Source organism: Nonomuraea sp. NPDC049028, assembly GCF_043197735.1.
In the GTDB taxonomy this organism is placed as follows: domain Bacteria; phylum Actinomycetota; class Actinomycetes; order Streptosporangiales; family Streptosporangiaceae; genus Nonomuraea.
Map to the genome: position 1 here is coordinate 515,765 of NZ_JBICTR010000001.1, position 12,975 is coordinate 528,739.

Genomic DNA, 12,975 nt, shown 5'->3' on the forward strand with positions numbered 1-12,975 from the left:
TAGCCCCTCTACCTTTATCCCGAAATTTCGCGATAAAGGGGCTTGCCGTAGGGGATGTATCGGCGTTAACCAGGTGGCGGACACTTGTCGCCATTCTGCGGTCATCGGCGCCGCGAGCAAGCTGCTCGGGCGGGAGGCCACCGCGCGGGACGTCGTCCAACTGGCCGTCGACGGCCGGGCGGGGGAGCTCTCCTGGTGGCACGCCGACCTCCCGTGCCCTCACCCCAGCCCGGCCGTCTGCGTGCTGATCCCGTTCTTCGACATCGAGTTGCGGCGTTTGGGGTATGTTGCCCGGTTCTCCAGCAACGCAGCTTTGTCGGGCCGATGGGCGATACGGTCGACTTGGTGGCACTGGCCGACAGGGCGAGGCGCGGCCTGCCGTACGGACTCGAACTTGGAGGACCTTTGGCGGAGCGGGATCGGGACGAGGACTCCCGGCGGCTGGCGGCGGAGTCACTGGCGGCCGGTGATCCGACGGGGTGGTTCGAGCGCCTGTACGCGGAGTCGGCGACGGGTCAGGCGATCGTCCCGTGGGACTCACAGACACCCCACCCACTGCTCGTCGAGTGGCACTCTTCGGCGTCGGGGACCGGCCCCGGAGTGGGTCGGCGAGCGCTGGTGGTCGGGTGCGGGCTGGGGGACGACGCCGAGTACGTGGCGAGGTTCGGCTACGACACGGTTGCCTTCGACGTCAGCGAGTCGGCCGTACGCCTGGCCCAGGAGCGCTTTCCGGACTCCACGGTGGACTATCGCGCAGCCGACCTGCTCGACCCGCCCACCGAGTGGCGCCATGCGTTCGACCTGGTGGTGGAGATCATGACCGTCCAAGCTCTGCCGGAGCACCTCCACGCGCAGGCCATCGACTCGGTCTCCGGCTTCGTCGGGCCGGGCGGCACGCTCCTGGTGATCGCCTCGGCCCGTGAGGAGGGCGGCCCGGTGTTCGCGCCGCCGTGGCCTCTCACGCCGTCCGAGATCGCGTCCTTCGCATCGGAGGGCCTGGTCGCGGACCACATCGAAGACCTCCGCGACCCGGAACGCCACCGCTGCCGCGCCACCTTCCACCGCCCCGCTGTCAGCGAGTAAGACCGCGGCAGCGTCAGCGAGGAAGACCGTGGCATTCCTCCCCTTTAGGGGTGGCCCCTATCATTCGTTGGCGTGTCCCCATATCTCGCCAGTGAACTCCGTGAGAGCGCGCGGAGCCGGAACGGCACTCGACCGAAGGGGCCCGGCCTGCCGCACGTCGCGGACGTGACCGGCCCCTCGGACCTGCCGCTGCGCCACTATCGGCCCGCCGCCGAGCCGCGTCCCCTGTTGGTGTTCGTGCACGGTGGCGGATGGGTCTTCGGTGACCTGGAGACGCACGACAGGACCTGTCGCCGCATCGCCAAGGAGTGCGATGTCGAGGTGCTGGCGGTGGACTACCGGCTGGCTCCGGAGCATCCGTTCCCAGCCGCCATCGACGACGTCGTTGACGTGCTCCGCTGGGCCGGGCCGGTGGCCGTGGCGGGTGACAGCGCGGGGGGATATCTCGCCGCCATGGCCTGCCTGCGGTTGCGGGACGAGGGCGGTCCGCTGCCCGACGTACAAATCTTGATATGTCCGAACACCGATCTCACGCTCTCCCAGCCGAGCGTCGCCGAGAAGGGCACAGGCTATGGGCTCGACGCCGACATACTGAGCTGGTTCGTCGCCCAGTGGATGCCGGACCCGTCTGGGCGCCGGTCGGCGAGTCTCCTGCACCAGCCGGACCTGTCCGGTCTGCCGACGGCCCTGGTGGTGACTGCCGAACACGACGCGCTGCGCGACGAGGGCGACGCCTACGCCCGCCGCCTGGCTGAAGCCGGAGTCGACGTCACGCACCGGTGTGAACCCGGCCTCGTCCACGGATTCATCCAAGGCATGGACCTGACCAGCCCGGAGGCGGCGGCCGCGCACGAACGGCTCTTCGCCGACGTCCGCGGACTGATCCCGCGATAGGCCGACGTCCGGGGGCTGATCCCGCGATAGGCCGACGTCCGGGGGCTGATCCCGTCGAAAAACAGAAGCGATTCTGGAAATCGCCCTCTCCGGCTACTGGCGTGTAAACGCTCGCCCCGCTGCTCGACCGCGCACTCGCGTAGATCGGGCGGGCTCGCGGTCCGCGGTCAGGTCGGTTCCTGGTCCGCGAGCCGGCGGTCCGCCGCGATCTGGTCGGCGGGAAGGTCCAGCAGGCTGCATGCCGAGAGGATCTGGAAGCGCACCTCGCCGGGCGTCAGGATGCCGGCCATCCAGTGCTGGATGGCGGCGTCGGCCGTGCCGATCACGACCCAGATGACCTGGCGCTGGTGGTCGGTCATGGGGCCGACCGCCCGCTGGACGATCTTCATGGTGAGAGTGGATTCTGTTTCTTGCGGGGCCGACCATTGGCCGCGCGAGATCTCCTCGCCGATCTCGAAGCCAATCTCGAAGGAAGCGCCGATGAACGCCGCCGCCGTCCTTGTCGTCGACATGCAGAACGGGTTCTGTCATCCCCGAGGCGAGGAGTAGACGGCCCACTGCGCGGACGGGCCAGCCGACTTCAAGCCGTCCGCGGGCCGTGTCAGCAGCGGCGGGTCCAGTGCTTGCGGGCCCAGACGTTGCGGCACTTTCTTGATGGCGTTCCGAGATAACCGTCCTCGGTCCTGGTACAGACGCCGTTCACCGTTTCTGTGCACTCATTGGTGGCGACGCATTCATTGTTGACGGTCGTGGTGCAGTACTCTTCCTCGTCATCGGGCTCGGGCTCGGGGGCGTCCGGATCCTCGTAACCGATCGCTGCCTTGGCGGCGTCGCCGCCTTTGCTGCGCGCGCTGTACGCCTCCGCGTACGGCTCACGGAAAGAGCCGTTGTCGGCTTTCTTGCCCATCGCCGGTACGGTGCCGTCGATGCGAATGTAATACCAGCCGTATCCCTTCTCGCCGTCGTCGCACCTGATGTTCGCGAACCGGATCCGAGTAGCCTTTCGCACGCAGACCTTCACGCGGTCGTCGACGTCGGCGATCATCGCGTCCGAGCCGCTGCCGCCCTTGGCGGGAGCTCGGTACGAGTCGCCTCGTGGCTGTTTGAACGAGCCGTGCTCGGCTTTGGAGCCGGTGGCGGTCACCCGCGCGTCCAGCGAGAAGAAGTACCAGGCGGCGCCGGGCCGCGCGTCGTCACACGGTCGATAGTTGATCCGCAGGCGCGTCTTCTTGTTGACGCAGATTTCGACGAAGCCCGCGTCGTCATCGCTTTCTTCTGACGTCGAATTCTCCGGGACCGGTTGTTCGGCGACCGGATTAGCGGTTTCGGGCTCGGCCGGTGGCGAAGTGGTGGTGCATCCGGCGATCAGGAGCACGGAGGTGAAGAGGAAAACGAGTCGTAACGGGATGGGCGACAAAGGACCTCGCATGGTGCGACGACAGGGACCCCGATTTATCAGAGGTACGTTAGCGTAAAAGCGCCCGCCACCGTGGTGACGGGCGCTTCGGGTGTGTCGCATCGCGAGCGAGAATGGCCGCCTAAACCAGCGCCGCTTCCAAGAGGAGCGCACCGGCGCCCAGGAGGGCGGCGTCCCGGCCGGCCCTGGCCGGGACGATCTCCAGGTCGCGGGTCGCCAACGGCAGGCAACGCTCGTACACCGCCGCCCTGATGGAAGTGATCAGCGGTTCGGCCGCCGACAGACTGCCGCCCACCGCGATCACGTCCGGATTGAAGAAGTTGACCAGCACGGTGAGGACCTCGCCGATCCGTCGCCCCGCGCCCCGGACCAGGCTGGTGGCCTCGGGGATCGCGTCGTCCACCAGGCTCACGATGTCCGCGGGACGGGCCACGGTGATCCCGGCGTCCGCGAGGGCCGACATGAGGGCGGCCCCGCTGGCGTACGCCTCCAGGCAATCGGGGTGGCCGCAGGCGCACAGGACGGACGAGTCGGAACGTACCCGTACGTGGCTGATGTCGCCCGCCGCGCCCCGGCCCCGGTGCAGGTGGCCGTTGACGATCACGCCGCAGCCGATGCCGGTCCCGGCCTTGAGGACCATGAGGTTGTCGCAGCCGGGCCAGTGCCGGGCCTCACCGGCGGCCATCAGGTTGGCGTCGTTCTCGACGAGGATCGGCAGGTCGTAGCGCAGGCCCAGGTGCTCGGCGACGGGGAAGCCGTTCCAGCCCGGCATCCGCGACGGCGTGACCACCCGGCTGGTGGCCGGGTCCACCGGGCCGGGGATGCCGGTCCCGACCCCGCGCAGCGGCACGTCATTCGGCACATGTACGGCCAACAGCTCGTCGAAGGCGTCCGACAGGAGGTCCAGCGTGGCCTCCGGACCCCGGGCGATCTCGCAGGGCCGCTCCTCGATCACCAGCGGGGCGCCGCTGAGGTCGAGCAGCCCGAGCCGGGCATGGTGCGCGCCGAGGTCGGCGACCGCCAGCACCCCCGCTGACGGCGACAGGCGCAGCCGCCTGGGTCGCCGCCCGCCCCGCGACGTACCTGAGCCCTCCTCGCCGAGCAGGCCCAGCGAGATCAGCTCCTCGACCCGCAGCGACACGCTGGAGGCGGCCAGCCCGGATAAGCGGGCGAGGTCGGCCCGCGACTCGGCCCGGCCGGTGGCCACGAGACGCAGCAGGTCTCCCTGTGCCCCGCTCACGGGCAGCCGCTGGTTCATGCTGAGAGGAATATCATGTCCGGACTTCCTGCGACAACGTATTGACTTCGTACGAAATCTCCCACTACGTTCCGCTTCATCTTCGATTTCGAAGGAAGTGGATGGTCATGAAGAGACTTGTCGCTGCCGTCGCCGTTTCCCTGTTAGGCCTGGCGGCCTGCGGCGAGACGAGCAGCCCCGCCGTGCCCGGAGGAGAGACCAAGAAGGACGACGTCCTCGCGCAGGCGCCGGTCGCGGCCGCCGCGGACATCCTGCCCGGCTCCACCATGGAGAAGATCAAGCAGCGCGGCGAGCTGATCGTCGGCGGCTCGCTGGACGCGCCGTTGCTCTCCCAGCAGAACCCGGCCACCGGCCAGGTCGAGGGCTTCGACGCCGATCTGGGCAAGGCGCTGGCCAAGTACATCATCGGCCAGCCCAAGGTGAAGATCGTCAACTCGGCCTCGGAGACCCGCGAGGCGCTGCTCGCCAACGGCACCGTGGACGTCGTCTTCCAGACGTACACGATCACGCCGGAACGGGCGAAGCAGGTGGCGTTCGCCGGGCCGTACTACACCTCCGGCCTGACCATCGCGGTGAAGAAGGGCGCGACGGGCATCGCCAAGCCCGAGGACCTGAACGGCAAGAAGGTCCTCGCCGGTGCCAACACGCCCGCCATCCCCGCGATCAAGAAGTTCGCGCCGCAGGCGGAGATCATCACGTTCGGCAGCGACCCGGAGTGCCTCCAGGCGCTCAAGCAGGACCGGGGCGTCGCCTACGTCCAGGACGAGACGCTGCTGATCGCCGACGCCAAGAAGGACCCGTCGATCCAGATCGTCACCAAGCCCTTCACCGTCGACCCCTACGGCATCGGGCTCAAGCACGGTGACGACCAGTTCAAGACGTTCACCAACGCCTGGCTGAAGAAGATGCAGGACGCCGGGGCCTGGCAGAAGATCTGGAAGAACTCCATCGGCACGGTCGTCGTGGGCGACGCTCCGCAGCCGCCCCAGATCGGCTCCGTGCCGGGGTCCTGATGTCCGTCCTCCTCGACCACCTGCCCGAGCTGTGGCAGGGGCTGCTCGTGACGTTCCAGCTGACCGCCGCGTCGTTCCTCGGCGCGGCGGTACTGGGCGTGCTGGTGACCGCCCTGCGGGTGAGCCCGGTACGGGTGCTGCGCGCCCTCGGCACCGCGTACGTGGAGACCTTCCAGAACCTGCCGCTGCTGGTGCTGCTCGTCCTGGCGTTCTTCGGGCTGCCGGAGATCGGCATCAAGGCCGACCTGCGGGTGACGGCCATCGCGGTGATCGCCGTGTACGAGGCCGCCTACATCGGCGAGGCGCTGCGGTCCGGGGTGAACTCGGTGGCCAAGGGGCAGGGCGAGGCGGCCCGCGCGATCGGGCTGACGTTCGCCCAGTCGCTGCGGCACGTCATCCTGCCGCAGGCACTGCGTACGGTGGTGCAGCCGATCGGCAACATCTTCATCGCGCTCACCATGAACACGGCGCTCGCGGCGGCCGTCGGCGTCGTCGACCTGACCGCGGCGGCCAACCGGGTGAACCTCCTCGAGGCCCAGCCCATCCCGATCTTCGTCGGCGCGGGCGCGGCGTACGCGCTGATCGCCGCCTGCGCGGGCTTCGTCACCGGCCGGCTCGAACGACGACTGGCGATCCTGCGATGAGCACTGGCGATTTCAAAAGAGCGCTGGGCGATTTCAAAAGAGCGCTGGGAGTAAGGCCATGAGCACCGCTCTGTTCGACGAGCCGGGCCCCCGGGCGCGGCGGCGCATCCGGATCGCGACCGTCGTCGGCGTACTCGCCGCCCTGGCGCTGCTCGCCCTGGCCGTCCGGCAGTTCGCCGCCAACGGGCAGCTGGACGCCGCGCGCTGGCAGCCGTACGCCACCTGGCCCATGTGGCGCTATCTCCTGACCGGGCTGTGGTCCACCGCGCTGGCCGCGGTGGTCTCGGCCGCGCTGGCGATGGCGCTCGGGCTGGTGCTGGCCCTGGGCCGGCTGTCGCGCCACCGCCTCCTGCGCGTCCCCGCCGCCGTCTACGTCGAGGTGGTCAGGACCATCCCGGCGCTGCTGCTGGTGTACGTGGTGCTGTTCGCGCTGCCGAAGTACGGGCTGGACCTGCCGCTGTTCTGGAAGCTCGTGGTGCCGCTGTCGGTGTCGAACGCGGCGGCGTTCGCCGAGATCTTCCGCGCCGGGATCCGCTCCATCGAGCGCGGCCAGGGCGAGGCGGGCCTGGCGGTCGGCCTCACCCACGGCCAGACCATGCGCCTGATCGTGTTGCCGCAGGCCGCCCGCCGGGTGCTGCCGTCGATCGTCAGCCAGTCGGTCGGGCTGCTCAAGGACACCGCGCTCGGGTTCGTCGTCAGCTACGCGGAGCTGCTCTACAGCGGCAAGGTCCTGGCCGCCTACAACGGCTATCTCATCCAGACCTACCTCGTCGTCGCGCTGGTCTACCTGGTGGTCAACGCGTCGCTGTCCAAACTGGCCCGTACGCTGGAGGCCCGCCGGCGCGCTACCCCCGCCATCCCCAGAACCAGAAGGAGATTCGCTCGTGCCTGAACTCGCCCTCCTCGCCGAGGTCGTGCGCTCCGGATTCGTCGAGAGCGTCCACTACGGCAGCGCCGTCGGCCTCGACCCGTCGGGCCGGGCCGTGGTCGAGCTCGGCCGGGTCGAGGCTCCGCTGCTGCCCCGCTCGTCGGCCAAGCCGTTCCAGGCGCTGGCCTGCCTGGTCGCGGGCGCCGCCCTGAGCGGGCCGAGCCTGGCGATCGCCGCGGGCAGCCACACGGGCGAGGACTTCCACGTACGGCTGGTCGGCGAGCTGCTGGCCGACTACGGGCTGGACTTCGGTGCACTCGGCTGCCCGGCGACCTGGCCCGAGGACCAGGCCACCATGCACGCGCTGATCAGGCAGGACCAGGGCGTCTCCCGCGAGCGGATGAACTGCTCGGGCAAGCACGCCGCGATGCTGGCCGCCGCCGTGGCCAACGGCTGGGACGTGGACTCCTACCTGGCCGCCGAGCACCCGGTGCAGCTCCGGGTGCGCTCGGTCACCGAGGACCTGGCGGGGGAGAAGGCCGCCCACGTGGCCGTGGACGGCTGCGGGGCGCCGCTGTTCGGGCTCTCGCTGACCGGCCTGGCGCGGGCCGTACAGGGGCTCGTGCTGGCCGCGCCCGGCAGCGCGCCGCGCCAGGTGGCCGACGCGATGCGCGAGCACCCCGAGTACGTCGGCGGGACCGGCCACCAGAACACCGAGCTCATGCGCGCCCTGCCCGGCGCCCTGGTCAAGGGCGGCGCGGAAGGCGTGCTGGTCGTGGCGATGGAGTCCGGGCACTCGGTCGCGGTGAAGGTCATCGACGGCAGCCCGCGCGCCACCACGGTCATCGCCCTGTCCGTGCTCCGCGAGATGGGTTGTGAGGTGTCGTCGGCCGCCGCGTTCGAGAGCGTGGCCGTGCTCGGCGGCGGCGCGCCGGTCGGCCGGATCGTCACAGCGAGCCGCAGCCCTCGGTAAGGGTCTTGGTGGGGTCGCTCTCTTTCTGCTTCTTGGACGAGGGCGATTTGGTGGACTTCGGCGCCGAAGAAGACTCCGGTGAAGCCGTGGCCGCGGTGGGCCGGTCGCCCGCCGAATCGCGGATGGCCTTCTCGGTGATGGAGCGGATCTTCGCCCAGTCCGGGGAGACGGTGCTGATCAGCGGCGGCACGAACTGGATGCTCGTCACCTTGGCGTTCTTGACCTGCAGCGCCAGCGGCACCAGGTGCTTGAGCATCGGCCGGGGGATGTCGGTCCTGATCAGCTCCTTGGTGGCCCCGGCGATCCGGTTGAACCTGGTCAGCACCGTCGCCGGGTCGGCCTGGTCGAGCAGCGCGCCGATCACGCACCGCTGACGGCGCATCCGGGTGAAGTCATCGCTGAAGGTACGCGAGCGGGCGTACCACATCGCGTCGGCGCCCTTCAGCTTGCGCGTGCCCGCCTTGACCAGGCCCTCGTTGTAGCGGCCGAACACCACGTCCTGCTCGACCGTGAGCGTGACCCCGCCGATCGCGTCAATCAACCGGGCGAACCCCCACATGTTGACCAGGGCGTACCAATCGACCTTGAGCCCGAGGGTGTAGCCGATCGTGTCCATCAGCACCTTGGGGCCCTGGTGCTGCTTGCCGCCGAAGATCTCGGGGTGCGCGTCGGCGTACTCCCAGACGCTGTTGAGCAGGTCGCTGCGGCCGCCGCCCGGGTCGGGCGGCAGGCGGAACCCGTTGGGGAAGTGCTCGGCCATTGGCGTGCCCGGACGGAACCGCACGTTCTCCAGGTTGCGCGGCAGGCTGACCAGCACGGTGTTGCCGGTCTTCACGTCGACGGTGGCCACGTTCATGCTGTCGGTGCGTACGCCGATCCGGTTGTCGTCGGCGTCGCCGCCGATGAGCAGGATGTTCACCCTCGTACGGCCCGCCCACGGGTCCTCGGGGCGGGTCGTCGTCTCTTCGGCCTGGGGCTCGGGGGTGCCCTCGTTCACGAAGATGTCGTTGAGCGCGTTCCGGGACGTCCAGACATAGCTCGTGACCATCCCGAACGGCAGCACGACCAGCACCGCGAGCAGTCCCGCGAACGTGCCCACCACGACCTGCCCGGCCTGCGGCAGACTGCCGGGCCGCAGCACGATGAACGAGTGGACGATCAGCGCGAACCACGCCACCCCGAGCACGACGGCGCCGGCGGTGATGCCCGTCAGCCAGCTGTCCTGGGTCAGATCGCCCAGCAGGTTGTCGGTGCTCAGCCTGACGGCGAGAAGCGCGAGCAGCACCACCGCGTAACAGCCGAGCAGTATCAGACCCGTCTTGCGCCATCCGGCCCGCAGATGCGCAGCTCCCGGCGCGAGCGCGGCCAGCACCAGCCAGCCGAGAACCGCCACGGCGCTCACCGGTTTCCTTGCCTGCTTCACGCCATCCCCGTTTCCCCGCGAACTTCACCGTAGGCCGAATCGAGGCGGCAGCCTACGGACAGAATGCGAAATATGTCTTTAGGGGAGAGTGAACATTAGTAACCGAATAAGATTCGGCCTATGTCCTTCTCCCAGATCGACTACGGCGTGACCAGCCGGGTCGCCACGATCACATTGAAGCGCCCCGAGAGGCTGAACGCCTTCACCTTTGCCATGCGCGGAGAGTTGATAGAGGCGTTCGACCTCGCGGACGCCGATGACGACGTACGCGCCATCGTGGTCACCGGCGCGGGCCGGGCCTTTTGTGCCGGGGCGGATCTGGGCGGTGGCGGCGACACCTTCAGCCACCGCGAGCCTGGCGAACTCGTGGATGGCGTGCCGCGCGACGGCGGCGGCACGGTCGCGCTGCGCATCGCCCGGTCGCTCAAGCCGGTCATCGGCGCCATCAACGGCCCGGCCGTCGGCGTGGGCGTCACGATGACGCTGCCGATGGACGTCCGGCTGGCCGCCGACACCGCGAAGTTCGGCTTCGTCTTCGCCCGCCGGGGGATCGTCACCGAGGCGGCGTCGAGCTGGTTCTTGCCCCGGCTCGTCGGCATCGCGCAGGCCATGGAGTGGGTGGCCACCGGGCGCGTCTTCCCCGCCTCCGAGGCGCTGGAGGGCCGTCTGGTGTCCCGCGTACTGCCCGCCGAGGAGCTTTTGCCCGCCGCCTACGCGCTGGCCCGGGAGATCGCCGACAACACCTCCGCCGTGTCGGTCGCCGCGATCCGCAGGCTGATGTGGTCAGGGCTGTCGGCCTCGTCGCCCTGGGAGGCGCACGCGGCCGACTCCCGGCTGATGGCCGAGCTCGGGTCCGCGCCGGACACCGTGGAGGGGGTGACGGCGTTCCTGGAGAAGCGGCCGGCCGAGTTCCCGATGAAGATCAGTGAGGACCTGCCGGGCGGTGTGCCGTCATGGCCCGTAAATCCTTATCGTGTCTAGCATGTACGACACCACCGTTCTGTCCATGCCGCCCGACTACGAAGGCGACGTCGTAGCGACGCTGATCTCCCGCCGAGCCGGTTCCCGCAGGGCGGTGCTCTACCTTCACGGGTTCACCGACTACTTCTTCCAGGACCACCTCGCTGACCACTACCTCGGCCGCGGCATCGACTTCTACGCCCTCGACCTGCGCAAGTACGGCAGGTCGCTGCTGCCGCACCAGACCAGGGGCCTGGTCAGGAGCGTCACGGAGTACTTCCCGGAGATCGACGAGGCCGTACGCGTCATCAGGCGCGACCACGACGAGCTGACGATCAACGCGCACTCGACCGGCGGCCTGGTCGCGCCGCTGTGGGCCGACCGCGTCCGCGGCCGGGGCCTGGTGCAGGGGCTCGTGCTCAACAGCCCGTTCTTCGACCTGAACGTGCCCGCGCCGCTCCGCCTGGCCGCCGACCTGCTCAAGACGCCGCTGTCGTACTCCAGCCGGGCGTTGCCGCTGGGCGTCAGCTTCGCGTACGGCCAGAGCCTGCACCGCACCGAACAGGGCGAATGGGACTACGACCTGGAGCTCAAGCCGCTCGGCGGCTTCTCCGTGCACGCCACCTGGCTGGCCGCCATCCGCCGGGCACAGCGGCGACTGCACGCCGGGCTGGCCGTGGACGTGCCGGTCCTCGTGCTCGCCTCGACCACGGGCCTGCGGGTACGCGACTTCGTGCCCGAAGCCCGCTCGGCCGACACCGTACTCGATCCCCGGCACATCGCCCGCTGGGCCACCTGCGTGGGCCCGCACGTCACCTGCGTACGCATCCCCGACGGCATGCACGACCTGGTGCTGTCGGCCGAGCCGGTACGCAAGCAGGTGTTCGCCGAGATCGACCGCTGGCTGAACGCCTTCGTCTACCAGACCGGAGGCTGAGCGCGTTCCTTCACCAGGGGAACGCGAACAACCCGTAGTAGGCCGCCGCCACCAGCAGCAGCCCCGTGCCGCCGAGCACGCCCGCGATCGCCACGTGCTGCCAGCGGCTCGGCCGCATGCCCTCCCGCAGCCCCGCCACGACCGCCGCCACCGCCGTGACCTCCTGCACCAGCATCAGTACGGCCAGCACCCGCACCACCAGCCAGCCGGCCAGCACGGCCGGCCAGGCCCCGGCCTGGTTCACCGAGAACAGCACCAGCACCGTGATGAACGCCAGCACCGAGACCAGCAGCCCCAGCCCCGTCCACGCCATGCGGCGCAGCCTGCGCCTGATCGGCGGCCAGAGCCGGGCGTTGGTGTCGGCCGGGGTCTGCCGGCGGCCGCGCAGGCGTACCACCATCGCGGCCACGGGGCCGGCCACGTAGCCGACGGCGGCCAGGCAGATCGTCAGCCCCAGCATCGTGCCGCCCGCGTACCACGGGGCGGCGGGGACGTCGCTGGCCTCGAAGCGCTGCACCGGCGTCGTGCCCGCCACGTGCAGCTGGGGCCGTGCCGTGCCGGGCAGGCCGATGATCCAGTTCGCCAGCGTCTCCAGGTAGCCGTGCGCGAACGGGCCGCCGTTGATCCGCATGGCGTGGTCGGCCTTGTCCATGAAGCGGATCGTGTACTGGTCGTTGCCCGCCGACTTGAGCGCGGTGATCAGGGACTGGGACGACTCCACGAACGGGATGGACGGGTCCATCGTCCCGTAGAACGCCAGCACCGGCTGCCTGATCTGCCGGAGCGCGGGCATCGCGTCGTAGCGGAGGAAGTTGAAGCCCACCCCGCCCATCGCCCTGGTGAGCAGGTCGCGTACGCCGATCGGCGCGCGCAGGCGCTGCAACTGCTCGTTCAGCGCCCAGGCCACCTGCCTGAGCGGCGACACGTTCGGCGAGGACACCAGCACCGCGAACCCCACGTCGCGGCTCTTGGCCGCCGCGATGGGCACCACCCAGCCGCCCTCGCTGACCCCCCACAGCCCGGTGCGGTCGGGGTCCACGTCGGGGCGCGTGCGCATGTACTCGACCATGCGCAGCGCGTCGTCCGCGAGCAGCCCGAAGTCCCGGTCGCGGAAGTTGTAGCCGACCGTCCGCTTGTCGAAGGCCAGCGTCACCACGCCCGCCTTGGCCAGGAACTCCGCCTGCGGCGTGAACTCCGTCCGCGAGCCGTTGCCCGACCCCGACACGAACACCATCGCCGGATGCCGTCCCGGCGTCATGGGGGCGCGGACCGTTCCGAACAATGTCTGGCCCTCCGCCGGGAGCGAGATCTCCTCGCGGTGCACGGGAGTCACCGCGACCACGGGCCGCAGCTCGTTCGCGGGCTGGGGCGGGAGTGCCTGCATCGCGTGATCGGCCTGGAGTGGCGGAGGGTTGAACGCGGGTGGCAGAACGTAGCCGACCGCGGCCAGGGCCACCAGCACCAAACCTGCGGCGACGCTCACGGTGCCACGGCCAGTGCGCATC

At 69.8% G+C, this 12,975-nt stretch carries 13 protein-coding genes; 8 read left to right on the forward strand and 5 right to left on the reverse strand.

Translation table 11 applies throughout. The features are described from left to right. The first annotated feature begins 345 nt into the window (after nt 1-345). Entirely contained in the window at nt 346-1,083 is a 738-nt protein-coding gene (locus ACGFJ2_RS02325) for a class I SAM-dependent methyltransferase (RefSeq protein WP_393463755.1), read from the forward strand. Nucleotides 1,084-1,155: 72 nt separating this feature from the next. Then, nucleotides 1,156-1,977 (forward strand): alpha/beta hydrolase, encoded by an 822-nt coding sequence (locus ACGFJ2_RS02330; RefSeq protein ID WP_393463758.1) that lies wholly within the window; start codon nt 1,156-1,158, stop codon nt 1,975-1,977. 167 nt (nt 1,978-2,144) lie between these two features. Here the strand turns inward: ACGFJ2_RS02330 and ACGFJ2_RS02335 are convergent, their stop codons facing one another. The 3 genes from ACGFJ2_RS02335 to ACGFJ2_RS02345 form a co-directional block, all read right to left on the reverse strand. Then, nucleotides 2,145-2,489, reverse strand: coding sequence for a hypothetical protein (locus ACGFJ2_RS02335; RefSeq protein ID WP_393463761.1), 345 nt, complete (start codon nt 2,487-2,489; stop codon nt 2,145-2,147). 89 nt (nt 2,490-2,578) lie between these two features. After that, nucleotides 2,579-3,352, reverse strand: coding sequence for a hypothetical protein (locus ACGFJ2_RS02340; RefSeq protein WP_357960274.1), 774 nt, complete (start codon nt 3,350-3,352; stop codon nt 2,579-2,581). 163 nt (nt 3,353-3,515) lie between these two features. After that, complete coding sequence (locus ACGFJ2_RS02345; protein WP_357960270.1) at nt 3,516-4,652, reverse strand: ROK family protein; 1,137 nt, start codon at nt 4,650-4,652, stop codon at nt 3,516-3,518. A 107-nt stretch (nt 4,653-4,759) separates the two neighbouring features. Between ACGFJ2_RS02345 and ACGFJ2_RS02350 the strand changes: the two genes are divergently transcribed. From ACGFJ2_RS02350 to ACGFJ2_RS02365, 4 genes are read left to right on the forward strand one after another with little or no spacing between them, the layout of a single operon-like run. Next, on the forward strand, nt 4,760-5,665 hold the full coding sequence (locus ACGFJ2_RS02350) for a glutamate ABC transporter substrate-binding protein (RefSeq protein ID WP_357960267.1): 906 nt from the start codon (nt 4,760-4,762) through the stop codon (nt 5,663-5,665). Continuing rightward, entirely contained in the window at nt 5,665-6,309 is a 645-nt protein-coding gene (locus tag ACGFJ2_RS02355) for an amino acid ABC transporter permease (RefSeq protein WP_357960264.1), read from the forward strand. The genes ACGFJ2_RS02350 and ACGFJ2_RS02355 overlap by 1 nt, the downstream gene beginning before the upstream one ends. A gap of 58 nt (nt 6,310-6,367) precedes the next feature. Then, complete coding sequence (locus ACGFJ2_RS02360) at nt 6,368-7,201, forward strand: amino acid ABC transporter permease (protein ID WP_393463766.1); 834 nt, start codon at nt 6,368-6,370, stop codon at nt 7,199-7,201. Then, complete coding sequence (locus ACGFJ2_RS02365; protein ID WP_393463769.1) at nt 7,194-8,150, forward strand: asparaginase; 957 nt, start codon at nt 7,194-7,196, stop codon at nt 8,148-8,150. The genes ACGFJ2_RS02360 and ACGFJ2_RS02365 overlap by 8 nt, the downstream gene beginning before the upstream one ends. Here the strand turns inward: ACGFJ2_RS02365 and ACGFJ2_RS02370 are convergent. Further along, a complete protein-coding gene (locus tag ACGFJ2_RS02370) occupies nt 8,125-9,552 on the reverse strand; it encodes an LCP family protein (protein ID WP_357960256.1) in 1,428 nt (475 codons plus the stop codon). The genes ACGFJ2_RS02365 and ACGFJ2_RS02370 overlap by 26 nt on opposite strands. Before the next feature lie 141 nt (nt 9,553-9,693). On the opposite strand from ACGFJ2_RS02370, the gene ACGFJ2_RS02375 reads away from it, so the two are divergent. Then, the gene (locus tag ACGFJ2_RS02375) at nt 9,694-10,554 is read left to right on the forward strand and encodes an enoyl-CoA hydratase-related protein (RefSeq protein WP_357960254.1); all 861 of its coding nucleotides are present in this window, start codon (nt 9,694-9,696) and stop codon (nt 10,552-10,554) included. Between the two features lies 1 nt (nt 10,555). After that, complete coding sequence (locus ACGFJ2_RS02380; protein WP_357960251.1) at nt 10,556-11,470, forward strand: alpha/beta hydrolase; 915 nt, start codon at nt 10,556-10,558, stop codon at nt 11,468-11,470. Nucleotides 11,471-11,480: 10 nt separating this feature from the next. Here the strand turns inward: ACGFJ2_RS02380 and ACGFJ2_RS02385 are convergent, their stop codons facing one another. Continuing rightward, on the reverse strand, nt 11,481-12,974 hold the full coding sequence (locus tag ACGFJ2_RS02385) for a prolyl oligopeptidase family serine peptidase (RefSeq protein WP_357960248.1): 1,494 nt from the start codon (nt 12,972-12,974) through the stop codon (nt 11,481-11,483). Nucleotide 12,975: the final 1 nt, after the last annotated feature.